This window comes from Sphaerochaeta globosa str. Buddy (assembly GCF_000190435.1).
In the GTDB taxonomy this organism is placed as follows: Bacteria; Spirochaetota; Spirochaetia; order Sphaerochaetales; family Sphaerochaetaceae; genus Sphaerochaeta; species Sphaerochaeta globosa.
This window is the reverse complement of sequence record NC_015152.1, coordinates 2,452,441-2,468,288: the sequence shown is the minus strand read 5'-3', so window position 1 is coordinate 2,468,288 and position 15,848 is coordinate 2,452,441. Positions and strand designations below refer to the sequence as shown.

Here is a 15,848-nt window from a genome sequence, read left to right as displayed (position 1 = left end):
GATCCTCCTTATCCCAGCTCAGCAATTGCCTGATTGGCGATTTGCAGGTCGAAATTCATATTATGGTTGGTCACCTTGTTCTCGCAGAAGGAGGCTCCCTTGCCCTTTATTGTGTCAAGAATAATCATTGAGGGCAGATTTTTCTGGTTCTTTGCCTGCTCGATGGCTGTTTCCATGGCCTCAAGGTTGTGACCATCGACACGTTGGGTGTACCATCCAAAGCTTTTCCATTTCAGTTCAAGGTCCCCCAGGCTCATAATGTCGTCGGTAAGGCCGTCGATTTGCATTTTATTATTGTCGGTAAACGCTATGAGGTGGGAAAGTTTGTAATGAGAAGCAAACATTGCAGCCTCCCAGTTCTGGCCTTCCTGGCTCTCCCCATCCCCGATGACTGCATAGACGTAGGCATCTTTTTTGTCTATGCGATTGGCATAGGCAAGACCGCAGGCTGCCGATAAACCTTGCCCAAGCGAGCCGGTAGTCATGTCGATTCCCACCGTCTTTGTCCGGTCGCAGTGGCTGGGCAGGTTGGTTCCCCCTTGGTTGAGGGTGTCCAATTCGGAAAGGGGGAAGTAGCCCTTGAGAGCCAGTGTGGCGTACAGGGCCGGGCCTGCATGTCCTTTGGACAATACCAGGAGGTCTCGGTCTTTCCATCCAGGATTGGAGGGATCGATGCGCATCACCTTTGCGTAGAGCAATGCTAGTAATTCGGCGATTGAAAGGGCACCCCCGATGTGCCCCACACCGAGATTTCCAATGGTATACAGGGTTTTCTTGCGTATTTCCTTGGCAAAATCCGATAGATGCTGCAGTTCTTGCGAGGTGAGCATGAACGTACCTCTCTTTTAGTTACTTAGTGAAAGTAAATATATTGCATTCCTTCTTGCTTGTAAAGTCACTTCGTATGGATTTTTTTCATCGATGGGATTAGACTGGTCCCACAAGGGAGGGCTCAATGCAAGGAAATCCACTGAGAGCATCAGATTTGCGGGTCCATAACCAGAACATGGTACTCGCTCTCATCCATGCTTCCAAGAACTTGGGAACCAGTCAGTCGGAAGTGGTGCAGAAGACCGGACTGAAAGCCCCGACCATTTTTCGTATATTCTCCTCCCTTGAAGAGGAAGGCCTGATACTCCCTGCACAAGGCAATTACGAAGAAGCCGTGGCGAAAAAGGGAAGAAGACCGGTACTGTATGTGGTTTCAAAGAATGCCCGCTATACCATAGGCCTTGAATTCTGGACTGCATTTCTGTGCCTGGGAGTCTTCGACTTTCAGGGTGAGCGTATCTACTCGGTTATGCACCCCCTCGCTGAGTCGGTTGAAGCAAGCCAGGTCATCGACCTCATTGTCAGTGAAATCAACCGAATTCTCTCAGAACTCTCGATACCCAAGCAGAAAGTCATCGGGGTGGGGGTGGCCGCTCCGGGCCAGGTCGATCTTGCACAAAAACGGGTGCGCTATTATCCCCGAATCGAGGGCATGAAGGATATTGCCTTGGTCGAAGAGTTGTCGGGACGTCTCGGGCTTGCCGTTATGATTCATAACAATTGCAGCGCCCTTGCCTTCAGCGAGTACCGCTATGGAGGTTTCGACCACCAGGGAAGCATGTTCACCTTCCTGCTCAGGACCGGCGTCAATGGAGCCTTCGTGCATGATGATGAGATTTATGTAAACAGCCAGAACCAAACGATTGAGACTGGCCATATTCCGATCGACAGCGACGGGCCGCGATGCAGCTGCGGCAGCAGAGGATGCCTGCAGGCATATCTGCAGGACCTCGACCCTGATTCAGTCGAATCGCGTCTGGCCTTGTTCGAAGGCTTGGAAGAGAGGCTGCGAAGCGGTGATGTCTCAGCCAAGCGGACCATCGAACGGGCCGCAGGGTATCTGGTCATCGCCATGAAAATACTTACTCGGTTGCTTGCACCAAAATCCTATCTTTTTGTAGGGTGTTGTGATGCAGTAGCCCAGGCATTGCGTGAGCAGGTTGAACACCTGTTGTCCGAGCCTGATGCCTTCTGCTCGGAAACACCGCAAATATTTGCAACCGCCTATGATCCTCTGCTTGCCCAAAAGGGAGCAAGCGATTTGGTGCTGCAGGAGTACTTCCGGTAAAAAACGAAAGTTTTCATTGACGAAACAATCATTGTGGTATTTACTTACTTATGGAAAGTAACTATTTAGGGGTGAAGCTCGGCCTTTTCCCTTCCATTCATAAGGAGTAGAGCGTGAAACATACCGTGAAGCTTGCAGTAGTGTGCCTTGCAAGGAAGACCTATGACTATGGTGCGGCAGAGGAGCTCTATACCAAAATTCGCTCGGATTTACAGAAGATTGAAGCGGTTGATTGGTGTTTCATTGAGACCTTGGTGATCAGCCAGGAGGATGGGCTGGCGGCAGCAGCCAACCTTGCCACCGAGCACGTGGATGGTTTGATCTGTATTTCCGGCACATTCCATCTTGGCCATTTGGTATTGATGCTCAAACGCGAGCTTTCCGTTCCGGTTCTTTTGTGGGGGCTGCCGGAACTGCCGTACAACGGGGGAAAAATCAGACTCAACTCGGTATGCGGGGTTAACCTCAATGCCTCAAACCTCTATAAGAGCGGCTATGACGATTATACGGTGATCATCCAGGACTCGGTGGACGAAGACTGGATCGATGCCCTCAGGGTCATCAAGGCGATGAAGGGTGCGAAAATCGGCATCATAGGCTACCGTGCCGACGGTTTTTTCAATGTCGGGGTGCAGGACAACTTGTTGTATGGACAGACCGGAGCCTTGGTCGATCATTATGAGCTGGGCGATGTCTACTCCTATGCCGTCCCTGATGAAGCGGTCAAAGCGCGAGAAGAGCATATCAGGGCGACCTTTGATGTCTCTACGCTCTCAGTATTTCAAATTGAGAAGGTATCCTCCTTGGCTGCCAAACTCGATGCTTTTTACCAAGCAAACAATCTTTCGGCCTTGGCTATCCGCTGTTGGCCCGAGTTTGCCCGGGATTTCGGGGTTTCCCCCTGTGCGGCGATGTCGTTGCTGCAATCAGAAGGTCTCATCCTTGCGTGTGAAGGGGATATCGATGGAGCCCTGTCGATGATTGCTCATAAGGCTTTGGGAGCACAGACTCCTTTCCTTTTTGACTTTTCCCAAGTGGATTTCGAGCAGGACTTCGCTCTCTTCTGGCACTGTGGGGTAGCCCCCTGCAACCTGTGGGATGGAGTCTGCAACCGAAGCCTGGACACCTACTTTGCCGGCGGCAAGGGAGTCACTGCCGACTTTGTGCTCAAGAGTGGGGAGCTCTCGGTTCTCCGTCTTGACTCAGCCAGGGGCGGGTATCGGATGTTCCTGCAAAAGGCAAAAGCCATACCCATGGAGAAGCTGCTTAAGGGCACGTACATGAAAGTTGTCTTCGACCGGCCTGTTCGGGAAGTGTTGAACCTTGTTTTGGACAACGGGCTTGCCCATCACTCATCGGTGGTCTACGGCACCTACATCAGAGCTCTGGAGTTGGTCGCCCGCATTAAAGGGTGGAAGGTAATTCAGTAGTTACGTATGTCTTTCTTGCATATTACCATACAAACTTTTTGCTTTAGAGGCAAAAATAGGATACAAAGGAGATTGCTATGATGAAAAAATCGAGATTACTCGCGGCTCTGCTGATGCTCTGCCTGCTCTTCCCGCTTGTTGCTCAGGGACAGGTTGAGAGTGCTCCCGCAAAGGAGATCGAACTGCGTTGGGCAAGCATTTGGGTCGGAAACGACAGCAAAGCCCCGGCCGTAGAAGCTTTGGTGGCAGAGTACAATGCAAAGAATGCCGGCAAGGTCAAAGTCGTCATTGAACCGCAACCGGACTACAATGCGTACGAGCAGAAAGTGCGAACCAGCTTGGCTGCCGGTCAGGCACCTGCCGACATTTTTACGATTAAGTTCAATCCGACCACAGCCACCTTTTATCAGAGCAACCTGCTCATGGATTTTGCTAAGGTGATGGACACTACCTGGAAACAGACCTTCGATGCAGGCTCGATCGAGCAGTCAACCGTTGACGGCATGCTCAAGTCCCTGCCGATGGAAACCGCCATTCTTCCCATCTGGTACAACATGGATGCTTTCAAGAAAGCCGGTGTCACCGAGCTTCCGACTACCCTTGAAGGGATGTTTGCCGCCTTTGATATGCTGAAAGCCGCAGGTATCACCCCGGCCAGCCAGATGACCGGCGATACCAATGCATGGACGAGCATGATATGGTTCAGCCACTTTGCCGTCTCGTTGGGTGGAACCAATGTATGGGACAAACCTTTCACCGATGCTGCCTTCGTCGAGGCTGCCAAGCTGACCAAGCGTGTCATCACCGAGTACTCCACCAGCGATGCAGTGGGACTTGGAGCCGGTGGAAGCGGTGGGCACTTCCTTGCAGGACGCACTGCAGTATTCTCCAACGGTCCTTGGTATGCAGGTCGCGCAGACTTGGCTGCCACCCCGTTCTTCAGTTCCATCAAAATTGCAGGCCTTCCCGCTGCCGGTTCAACCAAAGACTTCATGATCAGCCGCCTGCAGGCCAACATTTGTGCCGCAGCCAGCAAGGACAAGGCACGCGAGGCAGCCATTGTCGACTTCCTCAAGTTCCTGACCAGTGAGCCCTCAATCTCCAAGATTGCTGAGACCAGCGGAGCCATGTTTGCCCTCAAGACAGGGTATCGCCCGGTCAAGGACCTGCAGAAGCAGTTCTACGATGTAGCTTCTGCTGCCAAAACCACTGCCTTCGATCTTGAAGCAGCTCTTGGTGCTGAAGTAACCCTCGAGTTTGCCCAGCAGCTTGGGGCTCTTGCCCTGGGTCGCATTACTGCAGAAGAGTTCTGCGCCCTGATCGATCGCAAGATCGAACGCTAATTTGTATAGAGTGCTGCCGTCTTCCCTGACGGCAGCCTTTTCATCCATTTCTTGAGGAGCAAGGTATGCAAGCTGTTGGCACAAACCGAAGGCGGGTCTGGGGAGCAAGAGTTCTGTTTTTACTTCCGGTCACAGTCCTGTTCTTCTTCTTTTTCATCTATCCTTTCTGTTTTACCCTCTACACCAGTTTTACCAGTTGGAGAGGAATCGGGTCGATGAAATTCAATGGGTTGGCTAACTATAGCAAGCTCCTTGGCGATCCTACTTTTCGCAAAGCCTTGGGAAACAATGTCATCTGGGCTCTTTGCCAAGGTTTCATCCAGGTTCCCTTAGCCTGTCTGGTTGCCATGATACTGGTGCGCAAGCCCCTCTTCTGGCGCTCGCTACGAACCATTTATTACTTGCCCAACGTTATCTCCACGGTTGCCTTGGCGATGGTTTGGGTTGCAATCTACAATGTGGAAGGACCCTTGAATGTCATTCTCGGCGCCCTATTCGGAGCAGAAAAGAGGAACTGGCTCGGTAATCCCGATACCGCCCTCTTTGCAGTCATTTTCCAGACTGTCATCTACATCGGCTATTTTATGATCATCCTGCTCGCTTCGGCGATGAACATTCCCCGATCCCTGTACGAGGCTGCTGAAATTGATGGTGCAAACACCTTTCAGCAGGAGTTTAACATTACCCTTCCCATGTTGCGCGGAAGCTTGATTACCACCATGACGCTGGCCATGGCCTATGGCATGCGTCACTTTGAATCGACGTTTCTCATGACCGGAGGCGGGCCTGCCTATGCCACTACCACCATGGGCATCGACCTCTATCTGAAAATGGACGCCTTGCGGTACAGCGAAGCAAGTACGGCAGGAGTGTTCCTGATTATTATGGGAACGGTGGTTATCACCGTTTTACGCAAGCTCTTCGGGTCCTCCGACCCCATGAGCGAGATGGCACAATAGGAGAGGAAGATGAAACGCCATTATACACCGGCCCAGATTGTCCTCAACCTTTTCAAGTGGGTCTTGCTGATTTCCCTGTTGGCCGTCGCTTTGCTGCCCCTCATTTGGCTTCTTGTCAGTTCACTCAGAACCAATCTGGAACTGCAGACCAATCCCTTCGGGTGGCCGGATCGGATGCAGTGGGTCAACTACACCAAAGCCCTTGCCATGGCAAGCCTTCCCAGGCTCCTGCTCAACTCGGTGGTGGTGGCTGCAAGCAGCGTCATTCTCAACAGCATTGTCACTGCAATGGGCTCATTCATACTTTCCAGGGAGCGCTTCAAAGGCCGGGATGTCCTGTATACCATTCTTACCGCAGGTGTTTTGGTGCCGGTTATCTCCTTCATGGTTCCCTACTTCTCCTTCATCACCAAGAGCGGGCTGTACAACACCCTGTTTGCGCTCGTGCTTGTGTATACAGCAGTTAACATTCCGGTTTCCATATTCTTGGTCACCGCTTTCATGAAATCCATCCCCCGTGAGTTGGAAGAGGCGAGCGTCATCGATGGTTGCGGCTTCTTCAAACGGTTCTCGGTTATCATTCTCCCGCTTTCGCGTTCAGGCTTGGTCACTGCGGCAACCTTTTGCTTCATCTACAGCTGGAATGAGTTCCTGATGGCCATGCTTTTAACCTCCTCCATTGAGTCGAGGACCATTCAGCTGGGCATCAAGTTCTTCACCAGCCAGTTCATCACCGACTATGCAAGCATGTACGCGGCTGTCATCATTACCATTATTCCCAGCATCGTCGGCTATGTATTTCTCCATGACAAGATCATTGGCGGACTGACCGCCGGTGGCGTGAAGGGGTAGGCATGATCAGCTTCTCAAAACAGAATGGAAAGCTCTCCGTTTTCTACAACCAACTCAAAATTCTCGAGCATAGTGAAATCTGCCCCTTGGTTACACTCAAGGAGGGCAAGGAATCGGTAGACATGTATCGGGGCAACTATTTCATCGAGGATGAAACACTCTCTACTCTGAGTCTTGGCTCCTACCTGCTAAGCGAATCGTACAGTGAAGGAAGGGGTGTTTCCACACTTACCTTTTCTGCTCAAGGCCTAGCATTTTCTATCGAGTTGAGTGAACGGGAAGGAAGACTCCATCTGTGTTTCTCTTCCCTGCCGAAGCCTTACAACCGCTTGGTTCTTCGGCTGTTTGCCACCGAGGATGAGTACGTGTGGGGTTGTGGGGAGCAGTTCTCCCACTTCAATCTCAGAGGGAAAAACTTCCCGCTCTGGACTCAGGAACAAGGTGTCGGCAGAAACAAGCAGACCGAAATCACCCAGATCGCCGACCGACTCGATCGCGCCGGTGGTGATTACCATACCACATTCTATCCCCAGCCGACCTTTGTCTCCAGCCGGCGCTATTTCGTGCATGCTGACACCTACGGCTACGCAAATTTCGATTTCTCCCTTCCGACTTGCCATCAGCTTGAGTTCTGGGATGTTCCCGCCACGCTGACACTCTCAGTCAAACCGAGCCTGCTGGAGGTGGTACAAGACATATCCTTGTTGCTTGGCAGACAGCAGATACTGCCCCCCTGGGTCTATGACGGTATTATTCTGGGTATGCAAGGCGGAACAAGCACATGCCTTAAGAAACTTGAGGTGATGCAAAGCTCTTGTGTCAAGGTTGCCGGATTGTGGATTCAGGATTGGGAAGGGGAGAGGTACACCAGCTTCGGTAAGCGCCTGAGATGGAATTGGCAGTGGGATGACGAGCTGTATCCAGGCCTTGATACCGAGATAGTTCGTCTCAAGCAGCAGGGAGTGCGGGTGTTGGGGTACATCAACCCGTATGTGCTTGCCGACCATCCGCTGTACGAAGAAGCGTTGCGACTGGATTTGTTGGGCAAGCGCTGTGACGGCTCGGTATATCTCGTTGATTTTGGTGAATTCGATGCCGCCATTGTCGACTTCACCAAGGCAGAAGCAGTTGCTTGGTATAAGCGTGTCATTACAGATGAGCTTATAGGGTTCGGCCTTTGTGGTTGGATGGCTGACTTTGGTGAGTACCTGCCTACCGATGTTGTGCTTGCAAACCAGCGACCGGCAATGCTTGAGCATAATGCCTGGCCCGGCTATTGGGCCAAGGTCAACAAGGATGCCATCCAGGAAAGCGGGAAAAGCGATGAAATCCTGTTTTTCATGCGTGCAGGTTCTCAGCAAAGCCTCGCTTCGTGCCAGATGATGTGGGCGGGGGACCAGAATGTGGATTGGTCCGAGGACGACGGTCTGCCTTCGGTTATAACCTCGGCCCTCTCTCTTGCCATGAGCGGCATGGGGCTGCATCACAGTGATATCGGAGGATACACCACCCTGTATGGCATGAAGCGCAGCAAGGAATTGTTGATCAGGTGGGCCGAGCAGGCAGCCTTCACAGCTCTGATGCGTACCCATGAAGGTAACCGACCCAAGGATAACTGGCAGTTTGACAGCGACCAGGAGACGATTGCGGCAATCAAACGGATGACCGATATTCACGTCTATCTCAAGCCCTATCTCATGCATCTGGTAGCACAGAACGCACAGCAGGGAAGACCGGTGATACGACCTCTTTTTCTACATTATGAACAAGAACGGTTCTTCGGTGTGAAGGATTCCTATCTATTGGGACGCGATTTGCTGGTCGCCCCTGTTTTGGAAGAGGGCAGCAATTCGGTTGTAGTTACCCTTCCTGATGATGTTTGGGTGCACTTGTTTACCAAGGTTGAGTACCAAGGTGGAACACATTGTATTGACGCGCCGCTGCTTTGCCCTGCAGTCTTCTACCGAAAAGAGAGCGACTTTGCCTCCCTGTTCGCCTCGCTTCAGTAAAGGAAGGGAACGACTTCCTTGAGTGTGGTTTTTGGAATGAAAAGCTCAATGATGTTTACTGTTTCATGCTTTACCACATACAGGATTGTAGACAGGGTGCCCTTTGCAAAAGCGTAGATTCCTGTAGGCTTTTCGTGCGCCTTTGCGGGAAGGTTGCCGGCCTGGAAAGCTTCACGGTCCTTTGCGCTAGCGCTGAATTGTGAGAAGTCCCACAGCGTGGCATCGACCGACTCTTCCAGTTTTGCTTCCTCGGCATCCTTGAGTCGATGAAAGAAGTCGATGCCCGTAAGCTCCTCCACCTCATCGATGCTGAGTGCAAACTTCTCAAGATCCTTCTTTGAGCCTTCATTGGGAAGTACGAATCCAATGGCTTTGTATTCAGGCTGCTGATAATCCAGAACTACCTTGTAATAGGCATTGGGGATCGAAACCTTGTTTTTGCCGATGGTCTTGTAGGGCCCGTCGGTAAGCACCGGTCCGGTGACTACATACACAGCTCCCTCGGTATCGGCAAAATTGCGCACGGTTGCTTCAAGCTTGCTCCAGATTCCGCGGTTGAAGTCCCCGACCTGCGGACTCATGTTGCTGAGGTAGAAGGAACCGCTCATCGCCTCTTCTGACCAGCTTAGGTCGGCGGCAGGAATGAGGTGGCCGCGGTCGTAACCGCTGCCTCGGTAATCGTCCAATGTTGCCGATCCACTTAGAATGGAAGGGTCGACCCTGAAATCATCGCCGCGGTCATAGCTGCCGTACAATTCTTCCCGACTCAGGTGGTAGGCCACCCAGCGCGGCTGCTCATGCTCTTCATCATAGAGAAGGGTGTACCCAGGATGGCTGACCACCAGATCTCCCCCTTGATAGAGCGGAAGTTCAAGGTCTTGGACATAGGTGGAAGTACTCGCAACGGAGGGTTGTTCGCTCGGGGCGAAAATCAGGGTGAGGATCCAAAGGACCAGGAGGATGGCAAGCAGAATAAGTAGTCGCTTGCCCTTCTTTTTCGCTTTGCCTGCTTGTTTTTCCAAGTGTCTAAGCCGTTTCTGTTTCGCCATCGATGCCTCTCCTGTAAAGCAATGAGTATACCTGAGAGTTGCCTATTGGAAAACAGGCAACTCTCTAGGGAACGAACCACATACTTACAGAGAGGTTACGAACGGACGATGGAAATTGTTCCTGGTTTGGGAATTCTCCTGGCAGGGTAGTCCCCCTTCACATAACCGACGGCCAAGGTTCCTGTGACACGGTAGCCATCGGGGATGCCGAACTCGCCCAGGTTGGTATCTATCTCATGGTTGGCGTTGATACGGTTGCACCAGACCGAGCCCAAGCCCAAGGCATGGGCGGCCTGCATCATATTGGTCAGGGCGCAGGCGGTATCTTCCTTCTCATAGGCGTTGCCTACTTGGATGGAAACGAGGATCAGGGTGGGGGCGTAGTAGAAAAACGAGTTCCCTTTTCCCACTACAAGTTCGTCCAGCTTTCTCAATTTCTGTGCATCCTGCAAGGCGGTGAAGTGCCAAGGCTCCTGGTTTTTTCCGTTCGGGGCGAGAATGGCTGCCTGCAGGATGTTATTCAGGTCCTCATCCTTGATTTGTTCTTCCGTAAAACTACGAACGCTGCGCCTGCTTAGTAAACTGTCGATGGTGGTGTTCATGGGTGCCTCCTCTTTGCATTCTACCTCTTCCCAGAAAGCCTTCCAATAGGGTATGGTAATGACTCATGAGATACCTCACCCAGCTTGCAATAATTTTTGGTCTGTGTTTGGTGGGAGACCTGATTTCCTCGCTCCTGCCGTTCTCGTTTCCCGGCAGTGTCGTGACTATGCTGCTGGTACTTGTGCTGCTTTCCACGAAGGTGCTCAAAGAGCAGTCACTTGGTGAGAGTGCAGATTTCATGCTGAAAAACATGACGTTCTTTTTCATCCCTCCGGGGGTGAGCATCGTCCGCTACATGGACATCATTCACAGCATTTGGTGGCAGTTGTTTGTTGTCAATATCGTCAGTGTCATCACCTGTTTCGCCGCTGCCAGCTGGACAGTGGTATTGGTGACGCGCCTGCAGAAGATACTAGGCAGGAAACAGCATGCTTGAGATACTCAGCTCCCCACTTTTTGGTATATCGCTCTCCATCGTTGCTTTCAGGATCGGCATGTGGGTGAACCGCAAGCTGAAAACTCCCTTGGCCAATCCCCTGATCATCGCAATGCTGTTGGTGGTCGCAGTCCTGACAGTTTTTGATATTCCCATAGAAGCATATGAGCAAGGATCATCTTTCATCCTCATGTTCCTTGCCCCGGTCACTGCCGTGTTGGCACTTACCATCTACCGTCAGCGAAAAATACTGATGAGTTCCTTTTTCCCTGTGCTGTTGGGTACTCTGTCTGGTGCTCTCGCTGCCATGGCGACGGTTCGCATCAGTTGCGACCTTTTGGGTCTTGACCGTACCATCCTTGCCAGCTTGCTTTCCAAATCAGTCACCACCCCGGTGGCGATAGCCCTTACCGAGCAGTTCGGGGGTATTCCTGCCCTGACCATCGCTTCGACGATCATCACCGGCCTTGGGGGAAACCTGCTGGCTCCGGTGCTTCCGAAAATGTTTGGCATTACCGACCCGGTAGCCCATGGAGTGGGAATCGGTTCGTGCAGTCATGCCTTGGGGACAAGCAAAGCCCTCGAAATCGGCGAGATCGAGGGCGCTATGAGTTCCATTTCCATCAGTTTGTCAGCGATTTGGACGGTTTTGCTTGCTCCGCTTTTCTTCTGATTTAATCAGCTTCTGCATCGGTACAAATCCTTCTCCAAGCGCTTGGTAGGTCTCATGCACGAACATGAATGCCTTGGGGTCCTCTTGGTGGACGATTTGGGTGAGGTGGTTGATCTGCTGGTTGTGCACTACGGCAAGCAGCATGGTCCGCTCCCGTCCGGTGAAGATACCAACTCCGCTTATCAGTGTCCCACCGTGGTGTAGTTCGCTGATGATGCGCTTTCCGATCGCCTCGTGATGCTCACTGACGATGTAGGCGGTTTTGGCGTACTTGGTGCCCAGGTTCATGACGACAAAGTTGACCATTTGCCCGGATAGGTACAGGGTGATGACGGCAAACAAAGCTCGTTCAAGTCCGAAAACTACCGCACCCAGTACGATAACCGAGGCATCACACAAAAACAGGGCGGTACCCAACGGCAGGGGAGTGAAATGCGAGAGAATCTGGGCAAGGATGTCGGTGCCTCCGGTATTGGACCCTGAACGCATGACAATGCCGATACCGCTACCCAGCAGTACTCCGCCGAAAATAGCAGACAGCAGTGTATCCATTCTATCCACATACGGAAGAAACCCGTTGTAGTCTGTCATTTGGCCGAAGAGGCTGACCCAGAGGCTGAGCAATAGTGTTCCTGCCAGACTTTTTGCCCCGTAGGACTTGCCGAAGATCGACATGCCGATCAGAAAGAGGGGTATGCTGATGCCGAGCATGACCAGGCCTGTGTCCCAGCCTGTGAGGTGGTAGATGATGGTTGCCACCCCGTTCACGCCACCACTGGCGATTTTAGCCGGAGTTATAAAGACTGCAACGGCAAAGCCTGCCAAGGCAGTCCCCCCAATAAGATAGAGCGCCTCGAGACCGAGGCGCTTGTGAGTAGTATTAGCCATACATCCTCCCCTCTGGGGAAGTATTCATCAATGGACGTTCCGTTGCAAGGTCCTGCGTACTGCACCTTTGCCTTCGATCAGGCTGGTGAAGTAGGAAAGTACCAAGTCGGCAAGTCCAACCTCGAATAAATCGACGCCGAAAATGGTTGCGTCGGACAATAGTCCCTTCAGCTGATCAAGATTTGGCTTGTCGCCGATCTTGATTCCCTTCAGGTATGCCTGAGCTTCTTCAAGTCGCGGATCGGAGCTGGGGGTGAAACTGTTCAGCTCATCGTCCTGTGCCATCAGATAGCGCAGCCAACCGGCAAAGACCAGCGGGATGAGCTTCAGGTTTTTCACCTCAAGCTTCGGATTAGCCACATACGCCTTGATAGTTTCGCCAAAGCGGATGGCAAGCTTCTGGGAGGTGTCGGTCGCGATGCGCTGGGGTGTATCGGGCATGAACGGATTGGGGAAACGCTTGTTCAGCACTTCGCCGATGAAGGCCTTGGGGTCGAGAATCTTTGGATCGACGACTACCGGCATTCCTTCCACATATCCGATGCCTTCAACCAATTTCTTCAATTCGGGGTCCAGCATCTCTTCACTGATCAGAGTGTGTCCGAGAAGGCAACCGTAGATGGCTAGGGCGGTGTGCAAGGGATTCAGGCAGGTGGTAACCTTCATCCGCTCCACTTTGTTGACTGTGTCGCGGTCGGTGAAATAGACTCCTGCTTTTTCGAGGGCGGGTCTGCCATTGGCAAACAAGTCTTCGATCACCAGATACTGCGACTGTTCGGCATTGACGAAGGAGGCGGTGTAGGTGTTCTTGTCGGTGATGATCAGGCTGGTGTCCTCAAAGCCGTCGGCTTGGAGCATGGCCTCAACCTTGGCATCGGGACGCGGGGTGATTTTATCGATCATAGACCAAGGGAAGGAGACCTGTTGGTTCAAATAGTCGCAAAATCCCTTCTCGACGAGGTTGTTCTGTTCCCAGGTGCGGGCGATATCGAGTACGGCATCATACAGCTTTTGGCCGTTGTGTGAGCAGTTATCCATGCTCACCAGGGCGAGCTTTCCTGCTTTTGCCTGATACCGTGCATGGACCAATGCGGTCAGCTTGGATAGGAACATCGTCGGTTTGGAGGGTCCGTTTGCCAGGTCCTGTACCATCTGCGGATAATAGGCGCCGTTGCCACCTTTGAGTGAGTAGCCTTTCTCGGTGATGGTGAAGCTCACCATCTGCAGGCTGGGTTTCGTAAAGGTTTCGGTAAAGAACTTCCATTCAGCTTCAAACTGGGGATCGCATTTGTAGGCATACGCAACCGAAGCGATGACATCCTTGTCGATCGAGCCGTCGCTCTTGAGGGTGACCATCAGGGTAAGGTTGTCATGCTTGGCATAGACCTTGTCGATAATCTGGTAATCGAACCCTTCACCGACGATTATGCCGGCTTTGCTCAAGCCCTTGTTCAACAGCTGTTGCTGCAATGCTGCAGGGAATACCCTGAAAATATTGCCAGCCCCAAAATGAACCCAGATGGGGTTCTTTTTGGTTTCCTGCTGCATGGCAGCACGGTCAAAGGAAGGGAGGGTATATCCCTTAGCTTCCCAGCTGCCTCTTTCTCTCAATCCAGTATCGGTAAGTTTCATTTCAGACTCCTATTGATTGGCAACACGTAGTTGCAGCCCGCTGTAACTGTTTTCCTGCTTGAAATAAGCGGGGTAGCGCCCGACCATGCTCTCAGTTTCCTGCAGAAGCTTGGACAAGTGCTTGTCCTCAAGATTGAGCATCACATCCAGTTGCTTGTTCCTGAGGGCATCGAGCATGTTCTTGTGCTGATCGATGATATTGGACAGTACGTTCTTCTCAGAGAAGGAAAGGAGGCGGATACGGTGATGGTTGCCTCCCTGTGCCTTGATGATGGACCAAATCCGCTGCATCCCAATCCCATTGAAAATGTTGGAATGGAAATGGTCGTCCTCATCCAGGAACGTGATGAAGTCGTTATGCTGCATGGCCAGGATCTGATTGTCGATTGCCCTATCCATGTTTGCAAAATGCTCTTCCCGTCCTTGGTAGATGAACTTCTTCACCGCACTCTCTTCCAGACTCTTGCGCAAGAAGCGTTCCTCTTCAACCTGCTTGAGATTGATAAGGGACACCCTGGTGCCTTTTTGCGGAAAAATATCGACCAGATTGTCACTGGCTAGACGCATCAGGGCATCACGCACCGGAGACCGGCTGACCTGCAGTTGCGTTGATAGCAACTGCAGATTCAGTTCCTCGCCGGGCTTGAACCGCAATGACAGGATTTCTGAGCGTAGGGTCTGGTAAATTTCTTCCGATGCCGTGACTCGGACAATAGTTGCCATGTTACTTCCTTGAATCGTTTTTCTGGATGGCTTCGTACAACCCGAGGATGTAGGAGGCTCCCAGGGCACGGTCGTACAAACCATAGCCGGGCATTGCTACTTCACCCCAGATCATTCTTCCGTGGTCGGGGCGGGCAGGTCCATCAAAACCGATGTCGTGCAGGGCTTTCACAATCTCGTACAGGTCGAATGATCCATCCCTGGACAGGTGGGCGGCTTCTTCGAATACTCCGGGTTCGAAATGATGGAGGTTGCGGATGTGAGCGAAGTGGATTCTTCCGGGAAGGGCGCGGATGATGCCAGGCAGGTCATTCTTCGGATTGGTTCCGAACGAACCGGCACAGAAGGTAAGCCCATTGAACGGTGCATCAACAGCTTTCATGACCTTCAGGATTTTTTCCTTGCTGGTGATGATGCGCGGCAGTCCAAATACAGGCCAGGCCGGGTCATCGGGATGGATGGCCATTTTAATGCCCCACTTCTCACAGGTAGGCTGGATGGCCTTGAGGAAGTAGACCAGGTTGTCAAAGAGCTTCTCTTCACTGACTTCCTTATAGGCATCAAAGAGTTCCTTCACCTTGGCAAGGCGCTCGGGTTCCCAACCGGGCATCTCAAAACCCTTGGCACTGGAGGTAGTCTGATTGAAGAAGGTCTGCGGATCGATTCCATCGACAATTTTCTGGTCGTAAGCGAGGACGGTGGAACCATCGTGCCGCTTCTTGAACAGGTCGGTCCGGGTCCAGTCGAAGACCGGCATGAAGTTGTAGCAAACAGTGGTGATGCCCTCTTTGCCCAAATTGTCCAGAGTCTCGATGTAGTTGGCGATGTACTGCTCGCGATCAGGACTGCCGATTTTGATGGAGTCATGAATGTTGACACTCTCGATGCCCAGCACCTTCAGCCCCGATGCCTCGATTTCAGCCTTAAGAGCCTGAATCCGTGCAAGCGGCCAAGTCTGGCCTGCGGGAATATCGTACAGGGTGGTGATTACTCCCTCTACGCCGGGAATTTGCTTAATTTTTTCCAATGAAACGGTATCGAACTTTGAGCCGAACCAACGAAGTGACATATGCATCATGGTGAGTGCCTCCAATCATAATTGTTATACTAATACTCTAGCATACTAATATAT

At 52.0% G+C, this 15,848-nt stretch carries 15 protein-coding genes; 8 read left to right on the top strand and 7 right to left on the bottom strand.

Annotated features, from left to right (window positions below):
- Nucleotides 1-8: 8 nt before the first annotated feature.
- Nucleotides 9-830, bottom strand: a complete 822-nt coding sequence (locus SPIBUDDY_RS11510) for a transketolase (RefSeq protein WP_013607934.1) — start codon at nucleotides 828-830, stop codon at nucleotides 9-11.
- Nucleotides 831-955: 125 nt separating this feature from the next.
- On the opposite strand from SPIBUDDY_RS11510, the gene SPIBUDDY_RS11505 reads away from it, so the two are divergent.
- The 6 genes from SPIBUDDY_RS11505 to SPIBUDDY_RS11480 all read left to right on the top strand — a co-directional run bounded on the left by SPIBUDDY_RS11505 (nucleotide 956) and on the right by SPIBUDDY_RS11480 (nucleotide 8,712).
- Nucleotides 956-2,119, top strand: a complete 1,164-nt coding sequence (locus SPIBUDDY_RS11505; protein WP_013607933.1) for an ROK family transcriptional regulator — start codon at nucleotides 956-958, stop codon at nucleotides 2,117-2,119.
- A 113-nt stretch (nucleotides 2,120-2,232) separates the two neighbouring features.
- Nucleotides 2,233-3,549, top strand: a complete 1,317-nt coding sequence (locus SPIBUDDY_RS11500) for a fucose isomerase (RefSeq protein ID WP_013607932.1) — start codon at nucleotides 2,233-2,235, stop codon at nucleotides 3,547-3,549.
- 80 nt (nucleotides 3,550-3,629) lie between these two features.
- Complete coding sequence (locus tag SPIBUDDY_RS11495) at nucleotides 3,630-4,892, top strand: ABC transporter substrate-binding protein (protein WP_245523774.1); 1,263 nt, start codon at nucleotides 3,630-3,632, stop codon at nucleotides 4,890-4,892.
- 65 nt (nucleotides 4,893-4,957) lie between these two features.
- Nucleotides 4,958-5,851, top strand: coding sequence for a carbohydrate ABC transporter permease (locus SPIBUDDY_RS11490; RefSeq protein WP_013607930.1), 894 nt, complete (start codon nucleotides 4,958-4,960; stop codon nucleotides 5,849-5,851).
- Between the two features lie 9 nt (nucleotides 5,852-5,860).
- Nucleotides 5,861-6,703 carry a carbohydrate ABC transporter permease gene (locus SPIBUDDY_RS11485; protein ID WP_013607929.1) on the top strand — a complete coding sequence of 281 codons (843 nt, stop codon included), beginning with the start codon at nucleotides 5,861-5,863 and terminating at the stop codon, nucleotides 6,701-6,703.
- Nucleotides 6,704-6,705: 2 nt separating this feature from the next.
- On the top strand, nucleotides 6,706-8,712 hold the full coding sequence (locus SPIBUDDY_RS11480; RefSeq protein WP_013607928.1) for an alpha-glucosidase: 2,007 nt from the start codon (nucleotides 6,706-6,708) through the stop codon (nucleotides 8,710-8,712).
- Here the strand turns inward: SPIBUDDY_RS11480 and SPIBUDDY_RS11475 are convergent.
- On the bottom strand, nucleotides 8,706-9,761 hold the full coding sequence (locus SPIBUDDY_RS11475; RefSeq protein ID WP_013607927.1) for a DNA/RNA non-specific endonuclease: 1,056 nt from the start codon (nucleotides 9,759-9,761) through the stop codon (nucleotides 8,706-8,708). The genes SPIBUDDY_RS11480 and SPIBUDDY_RS11475 overlap by 7 nt on opposite strands.
- Nucleotides 9,762-9,856: 95 nt before the next feature.
- Nucleotides 9,857-10,363 carry a nitroreductase family protein gene (locus SPIBUDDY_RS11470; RefSeq protein WP_013607926.1) on the bottom strand — a complete coding sequence of 169 codons (507 nt, stop codon included), beginning with the start codon at nucleotides 10,361-10,363 and terminating at the stop codon, nucleotides 9,857-9,859.
- 65 nt (nucleotides 10,364-10,428) lie between these two features.
- On the opposite strand from SPIBUDDY_RS11470, the gene SPIBUDDY_RS11465 reads away from it, so the two are divergent.
- Together SPIBUDDY_RS11465 and SPIBUDDY_RS11460 are read left to right on the top strand one after the other, a co-directional pair.
- A complete protein-coding gene (locus SPIBUDDY_RS11465) occupies nucleotides 10,429-10,800 on the top strand; it encodes a CidA/LrgA family protein (protein WP_013607925.1) in 372 nt (123 codons plus the stop codon).
- Nucleotides 10,793-11,473 (top strand): LrgB family protein, encoded by a 681-nt coding sequence (locus SPIBUDDY_RS11460; protein WP_013607924.1) that lies wholly within the window; start codon nucleotides 10,793-10,795, stop codon nucleotides 11,471-11,473. The genes SPIBUDDY_RS11465 and SPIBUDDY_RS11460 overlap by 8 nt, the downstream gene beginning before the upstream one ends.
- Here SPIBUDDY_RS11460 and SPIBUDDY_RS11455 read toward each other — a convergent pair.
- From SPIBUDDY_RS11455 to uxuA, 4 genes are read right to left on the bottom strand one after another with little or no spacing between them, the layout of a single operon-like run.
- Nucleotides 11,432-12,361, bottom strand: a complete 930-nt coding sequence (locus SPIBUDDY_RS11455) for a YitT family protein (protein WP_013607923.1) — start codon at nucleotides 12,359-12,361, stop codon at nucleotides 11,432-11,434. The genes SPIBUDDY_RS11460 and SPIBUDDY_RS11455 overlap by 42 nt on opposite strands.
- Before the next feature lie 27 nt (nucleotides 12,362-12,388).
- Complete coding sequence (locus SPIBUDDY_RS11450; RefSeq protein ID WP_013607922.1) at nucleotides 12,389-13,993, bottom strand: mannitol dehydrogenase family protein; 1,605 nt, start codon at nucleotides 13,991-13,993, stop codon at nucleotides 12,389-12,391.
- A 9-nt stretch (nucleotides 13,994-14,002) separates the two neighbouring features.
- Nucleotides 14,003-14,716, bottom strand: coding sequence for a GntR family transcriptional regulator (locus tag SPIBUDDY_RS11445; RefSeq protein ID WP_013607921.1), 714 nt, complete (start codon nucleotides 14,714-14,716; stop codon nucleotides 14,003-14,005).
- Nucleotide 14,717: 1 nt separating this feature from the next.
- Nucleotides 14,718-15,791 carry a mannonate dehydratase gene (gene uxuA, locus SPIBUDDY_RS11440; protein ID WP_041381335.1) on the bottom strand — a complete coding sequence of 358 codons (1,074 nt, stop codon included), beginning with the start codon at nucleotides 15,789-15,791 and terminating at the stop codon, nucleotides 14,718-14,720.
- Between the last annotated feature and the right edge of the window lie 57 nt (nucleotides 15,792-15,848).

Excerpts from the sequence above, each read along its gene's own strand:
- SPIBUDDY_RS11465 (WP_013607925.1), top strand. The coding sequence starts at position 10,429 with ATGAGATACCTCACCCAGCTTGCAATAATTTTTGGTCTGTGTTTGGTG.
- SPIBUDDY_RS11485 (WP_013607929.1), top strand. The coding sequence starts at position 5,861 with ATGAAACGCCATTATACACCGGCCCAGATTGTCCTCAACCTTTTCAAG.
- SPIBUDDY_RS11470 (WP_013607926.1), bottom strand. The coding sequence starts at position 10,363 with ATGAACACCACCATCGACAGTTTACTAAGCAGGCGCAGCGTTCGTAGT.
- SPIBUDDY_RS11445 (WP_013607921.1), bottom strand. The coding sequence starts at position 14,716 with ATGGCAACTATTGTCCGAGTCACGGCATCGGAAGAAATTTACCAGACC.
- SPIBUDDY_RS11505 (WP_013607933.1), top strand. The coding sequence starts at position 956 with ATGCAAGGAAATCCACTGAGAGCATCAGATTTGCGGGTCCATAACCAG.
- SPIBUDDY_RS11450 (WP_013607922.1), bottom strand. The coding sequence starts at position 13,993 with ATGAAACTTACCGATACTGGATTGAGAGAAAGAGGCAGCTGGGAAGCT.
- SPIBUDDY_RS11475 (WP_013607927.1), bottom strand. The coding sequence starts at position 9,761 with ATGGCGAAACAGAAACGGCTTAGACACTTGGAAAAACAAGCAGGCAAA.
- uxuA (WP_041381335.1), bottom strand. The coding sequence starts at position 15,791 with ATGCATATGTCACTTCGTTGGTTCGGCTCAAAGTTCGATACCGTTTCA.
- SPIBUDDY_RS11455 (WP_013607923.1), bottom strand. The coding sequence starts at position 12,361 with ATGGCTAATACTACTCACAAGCGCCTCGGTCTCGAGGCGCTCTATCTT.
- SPIBUDDY_RS11460 (WP_013607924.1), top strand. The coding sequence starts at position 10,793 with ATGCTTGAGATACTCAGCTCCCCACTTTTTGGTATATCGCTCTCCATC.
- SPIBUDDY_RS11495 (WP_245523774.1), top strand. The coding sequence starts at position 3,630 with ATGAAAAAATCGAGATTACTCGCGGCTCTGCTGATGCTCTGCCTGCTC.
- SPIBUDDY_RS11480 (WP_013607928.1), top strand. The coding sequence starts at position 6,706 with ATGATCAGCTTCTCAAAACAGAATGGAAAGCTCTCCGTTTTCTACAAC.
- SPIBUDDY_RS11510 (WP_013607934.1), bottom strand. The coding sequence starts at position 830 with ATGCTCACCTCGCAAGAACTGCAGCATCTATCGGATTTTGCCAAGGAA.
- SPIBUDDY_RS11490 (WP_013607930.1), top strand. The coding sequence starts at position 4,958 with ATGCAAGCTGTTGGCACAAACCGAAGGCGGGTCTGGGGAGCAAGAGTT.